Origin of the sequence: Streptomyces sp. NPDC102462, assembly GCF_044765425.1 — a bacterium.
In the GTDB taxonomy this organism is placed as follows: Bacteria; Actinomycetota; Actinomycetes; order Streptomycetales; family Streptomycetaceae; genus Streptomyces.
Window position 1 is genome coordinate 1 of record NZ_JBIWKB010000099.1, and the last position, 19,925, is coordinate 19,925.

A 19,925-nucleotide genomic window follows, 5' to 3' on the forward strand; every position below is an offset into this window, starting at 1 on the left:
GCCGCCCCCATGCGCGTACCGCATGACGACGTCATACCGCAACGATCAAGAAGCGTCACGGGCCACCGGACTCCACGAGTTCAACCTGAGTAACGTCGCAGGTCACTCGGCCTGCTGAGGCCCCGGGAATCGGCAGGCCGTGATGCGGCCATTCTTCGCGGTGGCGACGAGGTACGACAAGCTCGCCGTCCGCTATGAGGCGACCGTGCTGGTCGCGGCCATCAACGAATGGCTGTGACCAGCACTTTCGAAACACACCCTAGCCGTGCCCTAGCCGGTGGCAGCAGAGTTCAGCGCCATCATGCGACGGGCTCGGGCGCGAACACGACAGCCGCCCCGCCGCTGCGGGCCTGGGCATTCGCGGGGACGGCGGACTGATCGGGACGACGTTGTCGGCATCCGAGGCCGCCGCGGGGCCGGCCGGTGCCGCCCTCTGGTGGATGAGGACGGCGTTGGCCAGGGTCAGGTGGGTAACCAACTGGCATAGTTCCGCGATCTCTTCGCGCTGATTGGTGATGGTCGTCTTGAGTTTTATGACGGTCTGCCGCAGTCGCTTCTCGGCTTCGGGGGTCTGCTTTGTCTCGGCGCGTACGCGGGCGTGGAGCTCGGCCACGGCCTGGTTGATGTGGGTCTTGGTGGTCGCCGGGCTGATGACCAGGCGGTCGGCGATCTCGTCGTTGGACGGACCGTGGGCGGCCAGAGCGACCGCCTCGCGTTCGTAGCTGGTCAGTTCCTCCAGCCCGCTGCCGATGTGGGCGGGCCGCGGCTGGGTGACGTACCGGTCGATGAGCTTGCGGGTGATGGCGGGTGCGAGCAGAGCGTCACCGCGGGCGGCGACGCCTCCAGGCCGGTCCCTTGAAACCGCTTCACCAGGTCGGGGATGTGGTCGAGTCCGTGCGGCGGGGTGATGTCATCGTCGCGCAGCGCCTCAAAGGCCCCCGCAGCTCCCGGCTCGCCTTCCGGCCGGCTTCTTGGATCGCGAGCAGGACCTCTGGCACCTGCTCGCCGCAGCGCCGGGCCACGTGGACAACGACCACGGACTGCACCTTGATGACCGAGATCTGGTCGGGTAAGCGAGTGTCCGCGCCGCGGTGGGGTCGCGCCAGCGATCTCGGTACCCGCGCGCGGATGCCACACAAAAACACCTGATGTTCAAACGTCTGATGTTTGTGTAGAGTCTGCTTCCATGAAACGGATCAGTGCACCGCGGCGGGCCACCAGCCTGTCCGCTCAGCTCGTGGACAGCCTCCGCTCGCACATCGAGTCGGGAGGCTGGCCGGTGGGGACACGGATCCCGCCGGAGCAGACACTCATCGAGGAGCTCGGGGTCGGACGCAGCACGCTGCGAGAGGCGATCGGCGCACTGGTGCACCTGGGACTACTGGAGCCCCGGGCCGGGGACGGCACCTATGTCCGTTCCTCGAGCGAGCTGCAGTCGGTCATGGTGCGGCGGGCGAGTTCGGCGCAGCGGGACAAGGTGCTGGAGCTGCGGACAGTGCTGGAGGAGTACGCCTCGGGAGCCGCGGCGCTGCGCCGCAGCGAGGAGCAGTTGCGGGAGCTGCGGGAGCTGCTGGCCGACGCGGACGCGGCCAGCGCGGGCGAGGACACGGCAGCGGCCATGAGCGTCGATGCGCTGTTCCACCGGGCCGTGGTCCGGGCGAGCGGAAACGACCTGTTGATCGAGGTCTACGACTACCTCGGTACGGCGCTCACCACGTCCCTGGGCGGCCTGCCCTGGGACGCAGCCCACGCCGAGGAGCACGCCGGCCTGCATCGGCGGCTCGTCGCCGCGATCACGGCCCGGGACGCGGGCGACGCCCGCGAGGCGGCAGCGGCGATCGTCCAGCTCACCCGCGACCACCAGAGCGATGCGCCACGAGCAAGCGACGCCTCACGAGCAGGGGAGAACCAGTGAGGGCGCAGTCGTCTTCGACGTCCCGCCGGTACTCCGGACCCCGGCCGACGGCCGCCGGTCGTACCGAGCCCGCGGGACCCGCCGTGTCCGTCGGGCTCGTCGTCGCGATCTGTCTCGTGGCGGCGAACCTGCGCACCACTCTCACCGGAGTCGGCACACTGCTGCCGGAGATCGAGCGCGGCAGCGGCCTGACGTCGAGCTGGGGCGGGCTGCTGAGCACCCTCCCGCTGCTGACGTTCGCCGCGACCTCGCCGCTGGTCGCCCGGGCCTCCCACCGGTGGGGCGGCGCGCGTCTGCTGGTGGCGTCGCTCGGTGTGCTGGCCGTGGGAACGGTGGTCCGTTCCCTTCCCTCCGTGATCTGCCTGTTCACCGGAACAGTGATCCTTTCGGCGGCCATCGCGTTCGGCAACGTGCTGCTGCCCGCACTGATCCGACGCAGCGTGCCCACCCACCGTATCCAGAGCGTCAGCGCCCTCTACGTGACCGTCATGGGCCTCATGGCCGCGGTCTCCTCCGGAATCTCCGCGCCGCTGGCCCACACCGTGCCGGGTTCCTGGCACACCGCACTGGCCTGGGGTGTCGCCTTCACCGTCGCAGCGTTCCTCGCCTGGCTGCCCCGCATGCGGGGTGACAAGCCACAGGCGTCCGCAGGCGGGACCCACAGCCCAGTTCCCTGGCGGTCGCGGCTCGCCTGGCAGGTCACCTTCTTCATGGGTCTGCAGTCCCTGGCCTTCTACACCGCCGTCGCATGGCTGCCCAGCATCCTGATCGACCGCGGCATGAGCAGCACCTCGGCCGGATGGATGCTGTTCTACTACCAGGTGGTGTCCCTGGCGGCCAGCAGCCTCCTGCCCCTGCTCACCCGCGGCCGGCACGACCAGCGCTGGACCGCGGCCGGGGCCTCAATCCTGGTGGCGGGTGGCTTCACCCTCCTGGTCGCCGCGCCCGCCCTGTCCGTCGTGGCGTGCACCCTGCTCGGACTCGGCGGCGGCGCGTGCCTCGTCCTCGCGCTGACCTTCCAGAGCCAGCGTGCCGGCAGCTCCGGCGAAGCCGCCGCACTGGCCGGCATGGCCCAGTCCATCGGCTACCTCGTGGCGGCGGCCGGCCCCCTGCTCCTCGGCATCCTGCACGACACCACGCACAGCTGGACCCTTCCCCTCACCGTCCTGGCCGTCCTCGGCATCGCCACAGCCATCGCCGGGCACGGTGCGGGACGGGATAGCCACATAACAACCTGACAAGGCCGTTGGACGTGGCGGTGGGTGATCACGCAGACGGCGAGTCCGAGGATTGCTCCGTGGACGTCGTCGCGTCTCTCCCAGCGGATGCGCGGGCGGCAAAACCGTGGAGCCAGGCGATGGTGCGCCCGCGCGGCCCGCGTCCTTGCTCCCTCCGAAGAGGCTCTTGACACCCCGCTCGGCCTGCCGGATCTCTCCGACGAGCTGGGGCCTGCTACCGGGCGCTCCGGTGCCTACCCGGACGGGATTTCCACCCGCAGGCTCGGTCCAGCTTTCAGGACGCACCATGCGCACCGACCGTAGGCCCCGGGCCCCGAATCCTCACTCGTGCAGGCAGGTGTCCTGAACCGGGGGACAACCCCCGCCGTGCGAGGCGGGGTTGCCCCGGTCGGCGGGCCGTATCAGGAGCGCGCCGCGTCGCAGGCGGTTGATGCCGTACCCGACGGCGTGGCGCCCGCTGTGACCGGCCTTGTCGAACTCGGGCAGCCGGCCGCCGCTTGAGTCGATGCCCCTTATGCGCGCCGGCCGCCGTCGACCGACAGCGCGATTCCCGTGACGTAGGACGCGGCGTCCGAGCAGAGCCAGACCGCGGCCGCCGCGGCCTCCTGTGGTGTGGCCAGCCGGCCGAGCGGTGTGATCGCCTCCTGCGTCGCGACCATGTCGGTGCCGGCCGCCACCTTCTCGAACCCGGGTGTGCGGGTCGGGCCGGGGCAGACGGCGTTGACCCGGATGCCGTCCGGCGCGTAGTCGACGGCAGCGACCTTGGTGAGCCCGACGATCCCGTGCTTGGCGGCCACGTAGGCGGGGGCGTGCGGGATCGCGTACAGGCCGCCGTTGGAGGCGATGTTGACGATCGCGCCGCCGCCGCGACTTTGCAGAGCGGGCAGCTCGTACTTCATGCACAGGAAGGTCCCGGCCAGGTTGACGCGGACCACGCGCTCGAACTCGTCGAGGGTCATCCGGTCGAGCTGCCGGTGGTGCGAGGCCACGCCCGCGTTGTTCACCGCGCAGTCGAGGCCGCCGTACGCCGTGACCGTGCGCTCGACGGCCGCCCGCACGGAGCGTTCGTCGGCGATGTCGACGGTGCCGGACAGCGCTTGTCCGCCGGCGTTCCTGATCATCTCGGCGGTCCCGGCCGCCGTGCTCTCGTCGATGTCGAGCACGGCGACCGCGGCGCCGCCGCGGGCGAACTCCAACGCCGTCGCACGGCCGATCCCACTGCCGGCGCCGGTGACCAGAGCCACCCTGCGGGACACGTCGCTCATGCCAGTGGTTCGTGGTTCGCCCAGGCGACCTTGTACGGGTGCCGTGACTGCCAGCGGTCGATGACCTCGTGCAGGCCGGGCGCGCTGAACGCCTTCGTCAGCGCGTCGATGTCGGTCAGGGAAACCTGCACGATCGCGGTCGCGATCAGTGCCGGAATGGCCTCCTCGCCGGGGATGGGGATGTGGCGCCGGGCCACGACCGACTGCACGAGACCGGTGTCAAGCATGACCCGTTCGATGTCCGTGAGGTATTGGTCGAGTTCTTCGGCGGGCAGCGGCTGATTGAAGGACACAATCATCGTGTGGCTGATCATGCGGCAATTCTTGATGCCGTACGCCCCTGGTGTCCAAGACCCGCTCGCTCTTCAGCGATAACCTACAGGCATGATCGAACTGGAGACCCGCGAGCTTGAGTACTTCATCGCAGTCGCCGACGAGCTGCACTTCGGCCGGGCCGCGGTCCGGCTCTCGATCGCCCAGCCGGCGCTGTCGAAGGCGATCCGGCGGATCGAGACCCGGCTCGGCGTGCAGTTGCTCATCCGCTCCAGCCGGCATGTCGAACTCACCGCGGCCGGGAAGGCACTCCAGGAACACGGACGGCACGCGCTCAACGCGGTCAGCGCCGCCGTCCGCAGCACCCGGCGCGCCGGCGACCCGCAGGCCCCGCTGCGGCTCGTGCTCAAGCCGGGCGGCGACGCCGGACTGCTGTCCGGAATGCTGGCCGAGTACGCCCACCAGCCCGACGCCCGCCGGGTCGACATCCTGTTCAGCGGGCCCACCGACCGCACCGACTTCCTGCGCGACGGCCGCGCCGACGTCGGCCTGCTCTACGCGCCGTTCGACGACCTCGACGGCCTGGCCCACGAGACGCTGCACGCCGAGGACCGCGTGGTCATCGTCCCGTCCGGGCACCGGCTGGCCGGGCACACGTCGGTACGCATGTCCGACCTGGAGGGGGAGACGCTGCCGCTCTGGAAGGGGGTCCCCGGGGGCGACGACACCGGTCCCGAGGTCGCCGACGTGGTCCAGATGCTCCACATGATCAGGGTGGGCCGGATGATCGCGGTGCTGCCCCGCTCGCTGGTCGAACCGGCCCCGGCCGACCTGGTCCGCGTCCCGGTGACCGACGCACCGCCCAGCCGGCTCGTGCTGGCCTGGAACGCGCAGGACCGACGGCCGCTGGTCCTCTCGTTCGTGACCGCCGCGCTCGCCGCGAGCCGCCCCGAAACCCGACCGGACCTGCCCGACCCCCACGACGAACACCCCACAGCCCAGGCACCGGCGGGCACAGCTTCCTGAAACCTGCCCCGATGGGGCGCGGGGCTGTATCGACATGCGGCTCCGCCGCGCGGGCGGGCCGGTCCGGGCGGAGTGCCTGCTCGGGTCAGGCGGCGCGAGGCCAGCCGCGGAGCTGTTTCGCGATGCGCGCCGCGGTGCACGTGGGGTCGCGCAGCAGGTCACGCAGGGCGACGGCGTCCTGGTAGCCGGGCTTGACCGGGATACCGGACGCCTCCAGGTACATCACACCTGTGGCCGCGGCGACGGCCAGGTTGGACCGCTCCAGCCAGCGGCACCGGCCGAGCACATGGACCAGGGCGGCGGCACGGGCGTAGGGGCCGTCGTACACGGGCTGCTCAAGCAGCTCGGCCCGGTGGCAGGCCACCGCGGCGACCGGAATGCCGTAGTCCTCGGGCGCGGGGTCCGCCGCGCCCGCGAGTTCGGCGACCTGCAGGATCCAGGGGACGTCGATGTGCAGATCCATTACGCGGCGTGGGCCCCCCGGGACCTGTCCTTACGGTCCGCTTCCTCGGCCTCGTCGAAGACGCTCTGGTACTCGTCGAGGAAGGTACGGGCGGCGTCCAGGCCCCGCTTGCGCAGCCCGGCGACGTCCTCGCGGACCAGCTCGGCGATGTAGTCGCCGATGCTCAGACCGCGTTCCTTCGCCCGGATCGCGGCGAGTTCCTTGACGGAATCGTCGACGCGGGCACCCCACTGTGTCTTCGACATGGCGACATGGTAGCAAGTGTTACCAGTCGGCCGGAAGCCCGTTCTCCCGCCGTCGGGCGGCCCCTGCTCGACGCCGGGCGCCGACCGGCCGGCAGCCCTCCGGCCGACCGACACCCCTCCGGCCGACCGACGCCCCTTGGGTCAAACGGCAGCCCTTGAACCGACCGGCGGCCCGCACGGAAGAGCGGGATCAACGGCCTCCGGTCGGCCACCGGGAAACGAGGATCACCGCACGCCCGAGACCACCGGTCCCTGGTCGTTCGGGGTGGTGTCCAGGACGGGATCGGTGACGAGGCAGAAGGCGCCGACCACCGCGGAGGCACCGGCCACGGACAGCAGCACGGCCCGCAACCGGACGCGTCGGGCCGGGGCCTCGACGAATCGGTAGGACAGGGCGGCGGCGGCGAGGGATGTCACACACACCACCACTTGCTGCGTCGACAACTGCCAGTCGGGGTAGGTCCGGTGGACGTAGATCCACAGCGGCCAGTGCCAGAGGTACAGGCCGTAACTGATGGACCCGACGGCCACCACCGGGCGGGCGGTCATGCACCCGAGGACCAGTCGGGCCAGCGGGTGGGGACCGGTGTGCCGGGGGGCGCTTTCGAGGAGGGTCAGGGCGCCGATGAGCACGGCGGCGGACAGGCCGGCCAGCGGAAGCTGCCAGTCGTACAAGGACGATGAGTCGATGGCCGCCTGGCTCCACAGCGCCGCCAGCACGCCACCGGACAGCAGCGCGAGAACAGGCAGTGCCCACCGGCTCCTGGACGACTGCTGCACGCGGGAGCCGAAGACGGCCGTCACGCAGGCGCACAGGGCCCCGAGGCAGAGTGCGCCCGCTCGGGTGTCCGTTCCCAGATAGGCGCGGTCGGGAAGCGACGGCATGTAGTGGAAGGCGGCCAGGGCGTAGGAGACGACCGCGCCCGTCCCGGCGACGGCGGCAAGTGTGCGCAGGCGCGCGCTCCGCCCGATGAGGAGCACCACGAGGAACGGCCACACCAGGTAGAACTGTTCTTCCACCGCGAGTGACCAGAGGTGGTTCAGCGGCGCGCTGTCGGGCTGGACGGACCAGTAGTCCACGTCCGCGTAGATGGTGTACCAGTTGCCGCAGAAGAAGAGGGCCGCAAGCGACTGCGCGTTGACGGTGGACCGCATGGACGTCAGGTCCGCGGTCCACACCCACAGCTGAACGGCGAGGATCACACACAGAAGCGCGGGCAGCAGGCGCCGGACGCGGTGGGCGTAGAACTCGCCCACCGCGAAGGTGCCCGCCTTCTTCTGCCGTAGCAGCAACCGGGTGATGACGAATCCGGAGATGACGAAGAAGAGGTCGACACCGAGGAATCCGCCGCTCGGCCCCGCTTCCACGTGGTATCCGATGACGGCCGCGACCGCGACGGCCCGCAGGCCGTCGACGGAACGGATCCGGTGTGCCGCGCCGCCGCCGCTGCGGGTGACCACCTTCGGAGCGAGGGCGGTCATGACGCGGTGCCCGTGGAGCTGCCGGCGAACATCATGTTGAGGAGCCAGGTGGAGAGGCGGTCGCGGCTCCAGTCGGCCGGGTGGTCGGTGTTGTCGTACAGCTTGTGGCCGGCCACGGTCGACGGGCATCCGTTGTCATTGCACAACTGAGCCTTGAGATCCAGCAGATGGACACCCTTGTCCTTGTACCGGTCCGCGAGCTCCTGGACAGCTTCGTTCATCTTGACGGACAGAACCTTCCAACTGCCGGTCTGGAGCCTGATGTTGGTCAGATAGACCGGGGTGCCGTTCTGGGTGAGGATGTCGATGGCGCGCGCCGTGTTCTTGATGAACCTCTGACGGAACTTGGCGTACTCGATGGTGAGTTCAAACCCGGACTTGTCGAAGGACTGCGCGTTCATGTCCATGTTCCCTGTGCGCAGCAGGACCGCATCCGGCTTGTACTGCTTCATGTACTTCGGCCACTCCTGCGGCCACTTCAGGCAGGCGGGATCCGTCTTCTTCCCGCCCCGGAACGTGTCCGGCAGCATGATGCCGCACCCGCTCAGTCCGGCATTGACGATCACGTTTCCCTTTGAGGCGACGTTGGCCATCCCGCGCCCGAAATACTCGGCCCAGGAGTCACCGACGACCAGCACGGTCTTCCCCTGCACCGCCGGAGACAGCTCGGCGTCACCCACCGGTGGGGGCCCCGAACCCAGAGAAGTGGGAGAGGCCGACACCGAAGGGGAAGACATCGGCGCCGCGGCGGGATCCTGCGGGGCGGACTCGGTTCCCATCAGACCGCACCCGGCCACCGCCAGGAGCAGAGCAGGAACGGTCACAGCCGCCCAACGGCGCGATGATCGTGTGGACATGGGACTCCTTCGCCTTCTTCCTCAGGTCAGGCCGAACATCTCTCTGGAGTCCGTACACGCATGCCCATGATGGCCCTACGGCACGAAATGCCCCCAACAGCGGAAAGGCACACGGTGTGCGACCCGTCCGGAACCGAGCGGGCCCCGGACGACCACCGGAACCAGACCGGTCAGGGCGCGGCGCCCTCGGCGCCACCGGTGAACATCTTGTTGAGGATCCAGGTGGCCAGCCGGTCGCGGCTCCAGTCGGCCGGGTGGTCGGTGTTGTCGTACAGCTTGTGGCCGGCCACGGTCGACGGGCATCCGTTGTCATTGCACAACTGGGCCCTGAGATCGAGCAGATGGACACCCCTGTCCTTGTACATTTCCCCGATCTCCTGAACAGCCTCGTTCATCTTGCGGGACTGAACCTTCCATGCGGACTGATCCCTGGCGTTCGTCAGATAGACCGGGGTCCCGTTCTGGGTGAGGATGTCGATGGCCTGCCCCATGTTCTTGAAGAATCTCTTCCGGAACTGCGGGTAATCGATGGTGATCTCGACCCCGGACTTGTCGAATGACTGCGCATTCATGTCCATGGTCGCGGTGCGCAGCAGAACGGCATCCGGCTTGTACTGCTTCATGTACTTCGGCCAGTCCTGCGGCCACTTCAGGCAAGGGGGAGTCTTTTTCCCTCCCGTCACCGTGTCGGGCAGCATGATGCCGCACCCGCTCAGTCCGGCATTGACGATCACGTTTCCCTTTGAGGCGACCTTCGCCATCCCGCGCCCGATATATTCGGCCCAGGAGTCACCGACGACCAGCACGGTCTTCCCCTTGACCGCCGGAGACAGCTCGGCGTCACCCACCGGCGGGGGCCCCGATCCCAGAGACTTGCTGGGAGAGGCCGACACCGAAGGGGAGGGCATCGGAGCCGCGGCGGGATCCTGCGGGGCGGACTCGGTTCCCATCAGACCGCACCCGGCCACCGCCAGGAGCAGAGCAGGAACGGTCACAGCCGCCCAACGGCGCGATGATCGTGTGGACATGGGACTCCTTCGCCTTCTTCCTCAGGTCAGGCCGAACATCTCTCTGGAGTCCGTATGCGCATGCCCATGATGGCCCTACGGCACGAAATGCCCCCAACAGCCGAAGAACGCACGGTACGCGCCCCGTCCGGAACCATGCGGGCCGCGGACGACCGCCGGGGCAAATGCGGTCATGACGCGGCGCCCGCGGGCCCACCGGCGAACATCTCGTTGAGGATCCAGGTGGCCAGACGATCGCGGCTCCAGTCAGCGGGGTGGCCGGTCTCGTCGTAGAGCCGGTGACCGTCCATGACCGGCGGGCATCCGTTGTCGTTGCACAACTGAGCCGTCAGATCCAGCAGATGGACACCCTTGGCCTTGTACTTTTCGGCCACTTGCCGAACAGCGTCGTTCATTTTGAGGGACAGGTTCTTCCAGCCGCCGGTCTCGATCCGTCCGTTGGTCAGATACACGGGGGTCCCGTTCTGAGTGAGGATGTCGATGGCCTGCCCCATGTTCGTGAAGAACCTCTGACGGAACTTGGCGTACTCGATGGTGAACTCCACCTCGGACCCGTCGAAGGACTGCGGCGTCAGGTCCCAGTTCGTGGTGCGCAGCAGAACGCATCCGGCTTGTACTGCTTCATGTACTTCGGCCATTCCTGCGGCCACTTCAGGCAGATGGACTGTGACTTCTTCCCGCCTTGCACCGTGTCGGGCAGCATGATGCCGCAGCCACCCAACCCGGCATTGACGATCACGTTCTTGTCCGAGGCGATCTTGGTCATCCCGTCCCCGAAATACCGGGCCCAGGAGTCACCGACGACGAGCACGCTCTTCCCCTTGACCGCCGGGGACAGCTGGGCATCGCCCACGGGCGGGGGCGCGGTCCCCAGAGAACTGCTGGGAGAAGCCGACACCGCAGGAGACGGCAGCGGGGCCGCCGCGGGATCCTGCGGGCCGGACTCGTTGCTCATCAGGCCGCACCCGGCCACCGCCAGGAGCAGAGCGGGAACGGTCACGGCCGCCCAACGGCGCGATCGTGTGGACATGGCACTCCTTCGCGTTCTTCTGTAGGTCGGGGCCGATGCCGGACCGGCCGTATCCGCTCCGCGCGGGACCCGGCGCGCACCACGGCCGCTGTCGCACGGTGCGGGGCCCCGGCGCCCGGGTGGGCCTATCGGCCGAGCGATGACGCCGGGTCGCCGGCGGGCAGCACATAGCCGACGGCGGAGGCGCGGTGGTCGATGAACGTGTTCATCGCGTCGGAGAGATCGAGGCGTTCCTGCACCCGGGTGAAGAGCGCGGGATCACGCATGTACGCGAGGAAGAGCAGACCGCGGTCGTCGGACCCGTTGTCGTACGAGTAGCCGCGGCGCAGCATGCGGGCTCCGCCGTCGAGCCGGGAATGCGCGAGGCGCACATGGGCGTCGACAGGGATGACGTAACGGCCCTGCGCCGTCTTGGCGTAGAGGTCCGCGGGATCGTGCTCGCGCCGGGCGCCGAGCGGCGCTCCGCTGGCGCGGTGGCGTCCGATGACCGCTTCCTGACCGCCGCGCGACAGCGCTTCGAAGGCGGAGACGTCCATGTGGATGCGCCGGTAGACCAGATATGTGCTGCCGTCGTCGTTCCAGACCCACTGTTCCGTCTCGGCCGCGGACGGGTTTTCCGTGCCGTCCTTGAAGCCGAAGAGGTTGCGGGGTGTCTCGCCCCGGTGGTGGTCGGGTAAGAATCCCCGCTCCTGCCAGCGGGGCACCAGCGTCCCGGCGGCCGTCGTGGTGAGTCGGCGGGACAGGGCGCGCAGCGCTTCGGCGTCGTCGCCGCACAGTTGCACCAGGACGTCGCCGCCGCCGCGGGCGGGGTCGAGCCGGTCGCGCGGGAAGGCGGGGATGTCGCGCAGCCGGGCGGGCGCCGTGAGACCGAGCTTGCGGTGGAGGGCGGGGCCGAGCGCCACGGTCCGTGTGGTGCCGTCGGGCAGCGGAAGCGCCGTCCAGCGGTCCAGGAGCCCGCGCAGGGCGGCGGTGCCGTCCCGGCCCCGCAGGCCGGGCACCAGATCGTGGGCGGCGACGACGGCGTACCGGGGCTGGGGGTCGCTGACACCGCGCTGCCGGGACCGCGTCGCGCGGGTACCGGAGGTGGTCCGGGAAGCGTGGTCCTCGGTGCTCTCCGCTGCCGGCCGGCGTGTTTCCGCCGCACAGCCGGCGCTGAGGAAGGCGGCGGCCGTGGTGGTGGCCAGGACGGAGCGGCGGGTCGGCGGGCGAGGATCGGACGGCGTGCTGATCACCGGTGCTCCAGGGTCGGTCACACGAGACATGCGGGAGTGCCGACAGCGCACTGTCTCCGGGCGGATGAGGGCAGGGAGAGGCGATGGTCGGCTGCTGCGGCGTGCCTGACGCTACACCTGGGCCTCATGCGATTCTTCGTCACGAAACGCCGTGTCCCGGTCGCGGGCAGGACCGCGCCGGGCCGGACGGCTGTGTTCCTCGCCCTGCTGATCGCCCTGCTGGGACAGACGGCATGCGGTCAGTCCGCATCGGACAACCGGCCGGCGAGCGGCGGTCCGTCGGCGGTCTTACGAGTTCCGGGCCAGTTCTCGTCCATCCAGAAGGCAGTGGATTCCGCCCGATCGGGTGACATGGTGTTGGTCTCTCCGGGTGTTTACCGCGAGAGTGTCACCATCCGCACACCCCGGATCGTGCTGCGGGGTACCGACCGCTCCCGGGTGGTGGTGGACGGCGAGTTCAAACGCACCAACGGCATCACGGTCACCGGTGCGGCGTCGGTCGTGGAGAACCTGACCGTACGCAACAACCTCGCCAACGGACTGCTGTTCACCGGTGTCACCGACAAGGCACTGCAGGGAGCGGGGGCCGGCGGCGCCGGATACGACCCCCTGGACACCGTCAAGTTCCCGCCGCTGCGCGGGTTCAGGGCCTCGTATGTGACGGCGCACAACAACGCCCTCTACGGCATCTACGCCTTCGACGCCCGCGACGGTGTGATCGAGCACTCCTACGGTTCCGGGCAGTCGGACTCGGGCATCTACGTCGGCCAGTGCAAGCCGTGCAACACGGTCGTGCGCGACAACCTGACCGAGCACAACGCGGTGGGCATCGAAGTCACCAACGCGTCGAAGGACCTGTACTTCCTCGGCAACACCATCCGCCGCAACCGCGTGGGCGTCACGGTGCTCTCCAACAACCTGGAGGCGCTCGGCCCCCAGCAGCACGCCGTGTTCGCCGGGAACACGATCAGCGACAACAACGACGACCGCAGTCCGGAACAGGCCGACGGCGGCTTCGGCATCGGGGTCGGCATCGGCGGCGGGACGCACAACCTCTTCGAACGCAACCGGGTCGAGGGCAATCGCGGCGGCGCCTTCATCCTGCGGGACGAGCAGGGATATCCGGCCCTCGGCAATCGGATCGAGGGCAACACGGTGGGCGAGGACCAGGTGGGCCTCGTCGTGCTCTCGGCACGCAGCGGGGGCAACTGCTACGCCGACAACGGCCGCGCCCCCACCAGTCCGCAGCCGCTGCCCGGCTCCCTGACCGCCTGCCCGGGCAAGGACGCCGCGCTGTCCGCGACCGGCCGGCCGCAGACGCTTGGTTCGGTTCCGGCCGGGGTGTCCTTCCGTGACGTCCCGCCGCCGCCGGCCCAGCCCGGCATGTCCGACCCGGCCGGTGCGCCGGCCCGTCCCGCGCTGCGGCTGCCGGGGAAGGTCGACCCCGCGGCCTACGGTCTGCCGGAACCGCCCCGCTGACCTGCCCGAAACAGAATCCGTGGAGAGGGTCCGGCCCCTGACTCCGGGCAGGGGCCGGACCTGTTCCCGGCCTCTTCCCGGGGCCCGGACCTGTTCCCGGGTCACTTCACGGACCGCTTCCCCGGACCTGTTCCCGGCTTCTTCACAGACCTGTTCCCGCGTCATTTCCCGGACGCTCACGGGTCACTTCCCGAACCTCTTCGCGGGCCTGTTCGCGGGAGACCTCTCGGACCCTTACGGGTCACTTCCCGGGCCTGTGCCCGAGTCACTTCCCGGGCCCTTTTCCCGGACCTTTCCGGGTCACTTGCCGGGCGTATCCCCCCAGGGCTCCGTGGGCACCTTCACCCGGGGCTCGTGGCCGGTGAAGTCCACGGTGACGGGCCGCTCGACGCCGCCGCTTCTGATCTCCAGGCGGCCGAGTTCCCCGTCCTCGTCGACCCAGTACGTCAGCGGGGACGTCCCGGTGGGCCGGGGGCTCGGTGTGGCCGGAGCGCCGGAGCGTGACCCGGCCGCACCGCCCTGCTGCGGCTTCGGCCGCGGCCCGGAGATACGTGTGTACGACGTCCCACGCAGCGTGCTCTTCCCCAGGTACCGGGGCCCGGACTGGGCCAGCAGCTGGGCGTTGTCCGGCCGGTCCGCGCCCAGGGCCATCGCGACCCGCAGCGCGACGTCCAGGGGGTATCCGGCGTAGCCACGGGGTGACCAGAGTCCGTGGGGAACCTTGGCGGCGGCCCGCGTGATCTCCGCCGTCTTCGACGAGGGCGACGTTCCCTTCGCGTCCGTGGCCACGGCCAGACCGCTGGCGTCCCAGGCGATCAGCCCCTTCTGCTGCCGCGGCCCGGGCTCCCCGGCGGCGTACGTCCCCACGGCGCGGTGCGTGCGGTAGTCGATCAGGCCGCGTACCTCGTAGGAGTCCCCTCCGTCGTCGATCTTCAGGGTGATCCGGTGCGGACCGTTCTCATAGGCGTGGAACCGCGCCACGGCCAGCCTCTCGGCCTCCGACGATGTGATCGCCCGCGGCCCGTCTCCCCCGCCGCCGTGGCCGTCGGCCCAGGCCAGGGCGCAGCAGGACAGTCCGACGGCTAACGCCACGGCCAGGATGCGCCCGCGGGGCCGGCGCACCAGCCGCCGTAACGCAGGACGGGTACCGAACGGATTGCGCATGGATCACCTCTCGCAGAAGGACGGGCACGAAGAAGCCGCACCATTCGATGCGGTCGTGAGCTGTCTATCGCAGATGCACCGCCTCTGATCAAGAACACCGCGCCGGTGGAGCGGCGGGTTTGCCGTCGAGACCGGGGGCCGGTGTGGCGGGCTGTTTCCCGAGGCCGCCGTGCGGTGCGCCGATACTGACGGGAAATGCGGGAATCCCCCACTCTTGGCGCATCTCCCTTACACCGTCCCAGTGTTTCCCGGGCGTTGCATGGACGCGCGTGTCTTGATCTGCACGAAGACTTATCGGGAAATGTTCTCAGCCACCAGAGAGGGCTGAAATGGAGTTACAGCAACGCCGGCGCTGGGCCGGCGGCATGTCTTTGGCATTGGCTTCGGCGTTATCGGCGTCACTCGCGGTCACCGGGGTCGTCGCCACGGTCGCCCCGGCGGCGGCCGACTCCGGGGACGGTGACGCGACCATCCGCGTGGTCCGTGAGGTGAACGCGAACGGCAAGTGGGACCAGGCGCTGGAACCGGGCATGGCCGGGGTCACGGTCGTACTGACCGACGACGCCGGGCGGTCGGTCACCGGGACCACGCAGGCGGACGGCACGGTGAAGCTCACGCCGGGCAACAGCCTGGGCGGCGGCAAGTACCGGGTCGAGGTGAAGAACCCCGACGAGGGTGTGCTGTTCCCCGGGTTCGCCTCGGCGCGGCCCAACCTGATCGATCCGACGGTGCTGTCGTCGAACGTGGAGTTCGTGGACCTGTCCGGCGGCAAGAACGTGGAGATCACCACCTCGTTCTGGTCCCCGGAGGACTACTGCCAGAAGAACGCCACCTTGGTGACGGCCTGCCAGAACCCCACCATTCCGCCGGCGAATCCGGCGCCGGACAGCAACCGTACGCTGACGTCCTTCCCGTACAACGCGCGCGGCAACGCCCTGGAGGACCCCGGTCTCGTCACGGACCTGGCGAACAACGGGGACACGGGCACGGTGTGGGGCATCGGCTACAACCGGGTGACCAAGCAGATCTTCTCCGCCGCCTATGCCAAGCGGGGCACCAAGTACGGTTCCGGCGGTCCGGGTGCGATCTACCGGACGGACCCGGCCACCAAGCAGACCTCGCTGTTCACCCAGGTGCCCAACGCGGGCAGCACCCAGCACCACCCGGACGTCAACATGGACCTGGCGTTCGGTCCCCGGGTGGGCAAGGAGTCGCTGGGCGACCTGGACGTCAGCCCGGACGGCAAGGACCTGTACGTCGTCAACATGAACGACCGCAGGCTCTACCGCTACGACGCCACGCAGTCCACCGCCGCCAAGGAGAAGGCGTCGTACGCCATCAAGGACCCGGGCTGTGCCGCGCCGGGCGACTGGCGTCCCTACGGCCTGGGCATCAACGAAGGCAAGGTGTACGTCGGCGGCGTGTGCTCGGCGGAGTCCACCGGCAGCAAGGCCGACATGCGGGCCGTCGTGCAGGTCTTCGACCCGGTCACGGGCCAGTTCACCGGCACGGTCATGGACCAGCCCCTGGACTTCCCGCGCGGTGGTCTCACCGGTGCCGGCCTGCCCGAGGACGTGTGCAACGGCGAGGGCTGGTACCCGTGGATCAGCGGCCGGCCCATGACCCAGGACGGCAAGACCTGCGGCAACGACTACATCCAGAACCCGGAGCCGGAGCTCTCCGACATCACCTTCGAGACCAACGGTGACATGGTCGTCGGCTTCGCCGACCGCTTCTCCGACCGCGCCGGCTGGATGCTGCCCGCCTTCCCCGGCACGGGCTGGCCGAAAACGACCGCGTTCCAGGGTGGTGACATCAACCGGGCGTGCCGTGGCGGGAACCACATGTTCGTCCTGGACGGCAACGGCGGCTGCAAGAACAACGCCACTCCCGAGAACTCCGGACAGGACGCGAAGGTCAAGGAGTTCTACCCGGGCGACAACATGGCCAGCCATCACGAGATCAGCTCGGGTGGTGTGGCCCTGTCCAAGGTGGAGACGACCGTCCCCTTCACCGCGATGGACCCGATCCCCGCCACGGGTAGCGGCGTGCGGTGGGTCGACCGCTCCACCGGTACCGCGGACCCGCGGACCGACGGCCTTTTCCTGAGCAACGCCTTCGGCAAGTCCCGTGGCATCGGGGACCTTGAGGTGCTGTGCGACGAGGCGCCGCTGCAGATCGGCAACCGGGTCTGGAAGGACACCGATCTGGACGGCATCCAGGACCCCGGTGAGGAACCGGTGGTGGGTGCCACGGTCAACCTGTACGACGCGGCCGGCAACAAGATCGGTACGGCGGTCACCAACGAGCGGGGCGAGTACTACTTCGACGCGACCGTGACCAAGAACGTCAAGCCGGAGGACTTCCCGTACGGCAAGACGTACACCGTGAAGATGGACAACCCGGCCGACTACCAGACCGGTGGCGTCCTGGACGGCTGGAAGCCCACCCGGCCCAACCAGGGCAACAACGACCAGATCGACTCCAGCGGTGAGACGTCCGGCAACCCCTACCCGGCCGCCCAGGTCACCCCGAAGGGCGCCGGCCAGAACGACCACGGCGCCGACTTCGGCTTCGTGAACCCGCAGGCCGACCTGTCCGTGATCAAGACCGGCCCGGCCTGGGCGGGCCCGAGTGGAGAGATCACGTACGACATCATCATCACCAACAACGGGCCGAACCGCTCCACTCACTGGACGGTCACCGACCCGCTGCCCGAGCGCCTCACCGACGCCAAGACCTCCGACGCCGGCTGCGGCATCGCCGCCGGCATCCTGACGTGCTCCGGTGGCCCGCTGGACGTCGGGCAGAGCCACACCGTCACGGTCCGTGCCAAGGCACCCGCCGACTTCCAGCCGATGGAGATTATGACCAACTGCGCCAAGGTCACGGGTGCTGAGCCCGACCCCAACCCCGACAACAACGACTCCTGTGTCGACACCGTCGGCGTCCCGGTCATCGACCCCGTCGTCGGTGGCACGGCCGCCGCGGCGGCCCTCGGCGGCTTCCTCCTGATCCGCCGCCGGCGGGCCGAGGCGACGCTGATGTGACACCGGCCTGACCACGGCCTCCGAGGGAGCAGGGCTCCCGGGCACCGCGACGAAGCCGCACGGCTTCGACCCGGCGCCCGGGGGCCGCGCCCGCAGTAGCCGGGACGTGGAGGGGACGCCCCGGGCCTTCGTGTTCCTGCCGGACACGAGCCAGGCACCTCGGGCCGAGGCCGTCGTGAACGCCGATCTGCTGGGCCCGCGCGGACATCGCGCGGGCCCAGTCGTCGGTGCGGCCGGCCTGCGGGACGTCCGCCTCCGGCGCGCGGGTATCGCGACGGCGGCGCCCCGGCCGTCACCCACAGCCGCGGAAGATCGTTCTCAGCCCGGGTTCGCAAGCCCCCCCCGGCCCGTCCGGGCCGAACAGCGGCACCACAACAGGAAGAACAGATGCCCCGCTTCAGCGTCATCGTCCCCGTCTTCAAGGTCCAGGGTTATCTCCGCGAGTGCATGGACTCGCTGCTCGGGCAGTCGTACACCGACTTCGAGGTGATCGCCGTGGACGACCGCTCGCCGGACGGCAGCGGCGCGATCCTGGACGAGTACGCGGCCCGCGACCCACGCGTGACCGTGCTGCACCTGCCCGAGAACGTCGGCCTCGGCCGCGCCCGCAACGCCGGACTGCCCCACGCCACCGGCGACTACCTGCTGTTCCTCGACAGCGACGACACCCTCACACCCGGCGCCCTCGCCGCCATGGCCGACCGGCTCGCCGAGACCGACGACCCCGACGTCCTGGTCTTCGACTACGCCCGCACCTACTGGTGGGGCGGCACCCGGCGCAACGCCCTCGCCCACGTGCTGACCCAGGCCGGCGACGGCACCTTCACCGTGGCCGGACACCCCCGCATCCTCGACCTGCTGATGGTGGTGTGGAACAAGGCGTACCGCCGCGCGTACGTGGCCGGGCACGACTTCCGCTTCCCGCCCGGCTACTACGAGGACACCCCCTGGACCTTCCCCGTGATGCTCAGCGCCGGACGCATCGCCGTACTCGACCGGATCTGCCTGAACTACCGCCAGCGCCGCCAGGGCAACATCCTGTCCACCACCAGCCGCAAGCACTTCGACATCCACGACCAGTACGAGCGGGTCTTCGCATACGTCGACCAGCACCCCGAACTCACCGCCTGGCGGCCGTTCCTGCACCGCAAGATGGGCGAACACTGCCTCGACATCCTCGCCAAACCCGACCGGCTGCCCCCCGCCGACAAAGCCGAGTTCTTCCGGCGCACGGCCGAACTGTTCCGCCGCCACACCCCCGAGGGGGCGACCGTCCCGGCGGGGCTGCGGGTGCTGGAGAGCGGTTACGCGGCCTACCTGGTCAAGCGGCGGGCCCTGCGGGCGGAGCGTGGCCTGGGGCGGGGGATGCGGCAGGTACGGCGGGCGGCCACGCGGAGAACCCGGCGGACCTGGTCGGCGCTGACCGCGCGCCGTGGCCTGGATCCGGGGCTCGCCGTGTACTCGGCGTTCTCGCACCGCGGGGTGCTCGGCGACCCGGCCGCCGTCTACTACAAGGCGCGGGAGATCGCCCCGCACATCCGCGGAGTGTGGGTGGTGCGCAGCCGGGCGCGGGCGAAGCAGTTGCCCGCTGACGTCGAGTACGTGGTGCTCGACTCCCCCGAGTACCGCAAGGTCGTCGCCCGGGCCACCTTCTTCGTGAACAACGTCAACTGGCCCGGCACGCTGGTCAAACGGCCCGGCAGCGTGCACATCCACACCCACCAGGGCACCCCGCTCAAGCACATGGGCGCCGACCTGCTCTCCAAACCCGGTGCCCGGCACGGCTTCAGCGTGCCGCAGATGCTGCGCCGGGCCGACCGCTGGGACCACAGCCTGGTCGCCAACCGCCACTCCGAACTGGTCTGGGAGCGCGCCTACCCCTGCCACTTCACCTCGGCACGCACCGGCAGCCCACGCAACGACATCCTCGTCCGCACCGCCCTCGACCCCGCCGGCACCCCGGCCGGGGAAGCCTTCCGCACCCGGCACTCCATCCCCGCCCACCACCGGATCGTGCTCTACGCCCCCACCCGCCGCGACTACCGCCGCGGCGGCCACATCGACCGCATCGACCTCGCCCGGTTCGCCACCGACCTCGGCGACGACCACACCCTCGTCGTACGCCTGCACCCCTCACTCGCCACCGGCCCCGCCCGCGGACTCGGCCTCACCGAACTG

Annotated in this window: 17 protein-coding genes and 2 pseudogenes; 6 read left to right on the plus strand and 13 right to left on the minus strand. The window is 69.8% G+C overall.

The genetic code is table 11. The features are described 5' to 3' along the window. Positions 1-580 precede the first annotated feature (580 nt). Both ACIRFL_RS41710 and ACIRFL_RS41715 read right to left on the minus strand, forming a co-directional pair. Positions 581-838, minus strand: a pseudogene (locus ACIRFL_RS41710) (helix-turn-helix transcriptional regulator); the annotation flags it as partial. Further along, positions 835-1,073, minus strand: a pseudogene (locus ACIRFL_RS41715) (sensor histidine kinase); the annotation flags it as partial. The pseudogenes ACIRFL_RS41710 and ACIRFL_RS41715, both read right to left, overlap by 4 nt. Before the next feature lie 113 nt (positions 1,074-1,186). Here ACIRFL_RS41715 and ACIRFL_RS41720 point away from each other — a divergent pair. Further along, complete coding sequence (locus ACIRFL_RS41720; RefSeq protein ID WP_404040351.1) at positions 1,187-1,915, plus strand: FadR/GntR family transcriptional regulator; 729 nt, start codon at positions 1,187-1,189, stop codon at positions 1,913-1,915. An 83-nt stretch (positions 1,916-1,998) separates the two neighbouring features. Then, entirely contained in the window at positions 1,999-3,153 is a 1,155-nt protein-coding gene (locus ACIRFL_RS41725) for a CynX/NimT family MFS transporter (protein WP_404040354.1), read from the plus strand. Between the two features lie 512 nt (positions 3,154-3,665). On the opposite strand, the gene ACIRFL_RS41730 is transcribed toward ACIRFL_RS41725, so the two are convergent. Further along, complete coding sequence (locus ACIRFL_RS41730) at positions 3,666-4,418, minus strand: SDR family NAD(P)-dependent oxidoreductase (RefSeq protein ID WP_404040356.1); 753 nt, start codon at positions 4,416-4,418, stop codon at positions 3,666-3,668. Further along, a complete protein-coding gene (locus ACIRFL_RS41735) occupies positions 4,415-4,732 on the minus strand; it encodes a hypothetical protein (RefSeq protein ID WP_404040359.1) in 318 nt (105 codons plus the stop codon). The genes ACIRFL_RS41730 and ACIRFL_RS41735 overlap by 4 nt, the downstream gene beginning before the upstream one ends. 70 nt (positions 4,733-4,802) lie before the next feature. Between ACIRFL_RS41735 and ACIRFL_RS41740 the strand changes: the two genes are divergently transcribed. Beyond that, a complete protein-coding gene (locus ACIRFL_RS41740; protein WP_404040362.1) occupies positions 4,803-5,717 on the plus strand; it encodes a LysR family transcriptional regulator in 915 nt (304 codons plus the stop codon). A gap of 85 nt (positions 5,718-5,802) precedes the next feature. Here the strand turns inward: ACIRFL_RS41740 and ACIRFL_RS41745 are convergent, their stop codons facing one another. The 8 genes from ACIRFL_RS41745 to ACIRFL_RS41780 form a co-directional block, all read right to left on the minus strand. Next, positions 5,803-6,180: a fic family toxin-antitoxin system, toxin component gene (locus ACIRFL_RS41745; RefSeq protein WP_404040365.1), complete on the minus strand. Its 378-nt coding sequence runs from the start codon at positions 6,178-6,180 to the stop codon at positions 5,803-5,805. Then, on the minus strand, positions 6,180-6,425 hold the full coding sequence (locus tag ACIRFL_RS41750; RefSeq protein ID WP_404040368.1) for a hypothetical protein: 246 nt from the start codon (positions 6,423-6,425) through the stop codon (positions 6,180-6,182). Before ACIRFL_RS41750 ends, ACIRFL_RS41745 begins: the two co-directional genes overlap by 1 nt. A gap of 225 nt (positions 6,426-6,650) precedes the next feature. Beyond that, positions 6,651-7,907 carry an acyltransferase family protein gene (locus ACIRFL_RS41755; protein WP_404040370.1) on the minus strand — a complete coding sequence of 419 codons (1,257 nt, stop codon included), beginning with the start codon at positions 7,905-7,907 and terminating at the stop codon, positions 6,651-6,653. After that, entirely contained in the window at positions 7,904-8,560 is a 657-nt protein-coding gene (locus ACIRFL_RS41760) for an SGNH hydrolase domain-containing protein (protein ID WP_404040373.1), read from the minus strand. The genes ACIRFL_RS41755 and ACIRFL_RS41760 overlap by 4 nt, the downstream gene beginning before the upstream one ends. Positions 8,561-8,934: 374 nt before the next feature. Beyond that, on the minus strand, positions 8,935-9,612 hold the full coding sequence (locus tag ACIRFL_RS41765; RefSeq protein WP_404040376.1) for an SGNH hydrolase domain-containing protein: 678 nt from the start codon (positions 9,610-9,612) through the stop codon (positions 8,935-8,937). Between the two features lie 350 nt (positions 9,613-9,962). Then, the gene (locus ACIRFL_RS41770) at positions 9,963-10,430 is read right to left on the minus strand and encodes a hypothetical protein (protein ID WP_404040379.1); all 468 of its coding nucleotides are present in this window, start codon (positions 10,428-10,430) and stop codon (positions 9,963-9,965) included. Continuing rightward, positions 10,364-10,822 (minus strand): hypothetical protein, encoded by a 459-nt coding sequence (locus ACIRFL_RS41775; protein ID WP_404040382.1) that lies wholly within the window; start codon positions 10,820-10,822, stop codon positions 10,364-10,366. The genes ACIRFL_RS41770 and ACIRFL_RS41775 overlap by 67 nt, the downstream gene beginning before the upstream one ends. A gap of 125 nt (positions 10,823-10,947) precedes the next feature. Next, positions 10,948-12,054 (minus strand): Dyp-type peroxidase, encoded by a 1,107-nt coding sequence (locus ACIRFL_RS41780; RefSeq protein ID WP_404040384.1) that lies wholly within the window; start codon positions 12,052-12,054, stop codon positions 10,948-10,950. 411 nt (positions 12,055-12,465) lie between these two features. On the opposite strand from ACIRFL_RS41780, the gene ACIRFL_RS41785 reads away from it, so the two are divergent. Next, a complete protein-coding gene (locus ACIRFL_RS41785) occupies positions 12,466-13,533 on the plus strand; it encodes a right-handed parallel beta-helix repeat-containing protein (RefSeq protein ID WP_404040387.1) in 1,068 nt (355 codons plus the stop codon). Positions 13,534-13,833: 300 nt separating this feature from the next. Here ACIRFL_RS41785 and ACIRFL_RS41790 read toward each other — a convergent pair whose 3' ends face one another. Further along, the gene (locus ACIRFL_RS41790) at positions 13,834-14,697 is read right to left on the minus strand and encodes a hypothetical protein (protein WP_404040390.1); all 864 of its coding nucleotides are present in this window, start codon (positions 14,695-14,697) and stop codon (positions 13,834-13,836) included. 329 nt (positions 14,698-15,026) lie between these two features. Between ACIRFL_RS41790 and ACIRFL_RS41795 the strand changes: the two genes are divergently transcribed. Together ACIRFL_RS41795 and ACIRFL_RS41800 are read left to right on the plus strand one after the other, a co-directional pair. Next, positions 15,027-17,747, plus strand: a complete 2,721-nt coding sequence (locus ACIRFL_RS41795) for an SdrD B-like domain-containing protein (protein ID WP_404040392.1) — start codon at positions 15,027-15,029, stop codon at positions 17,745-17,747. Between the two features lie 387 nt (positions 17,748-18,134). After that, a partial coding sequence (locus tag ACIRFL_RS41800; RefSeq protein ID WP_404040395.1) for a CDP-glycerol glycerophosphotransferase family protein occupies positions 18,135-19,925 on the plus strand: 1,791 nt, incomplete at its 3' end.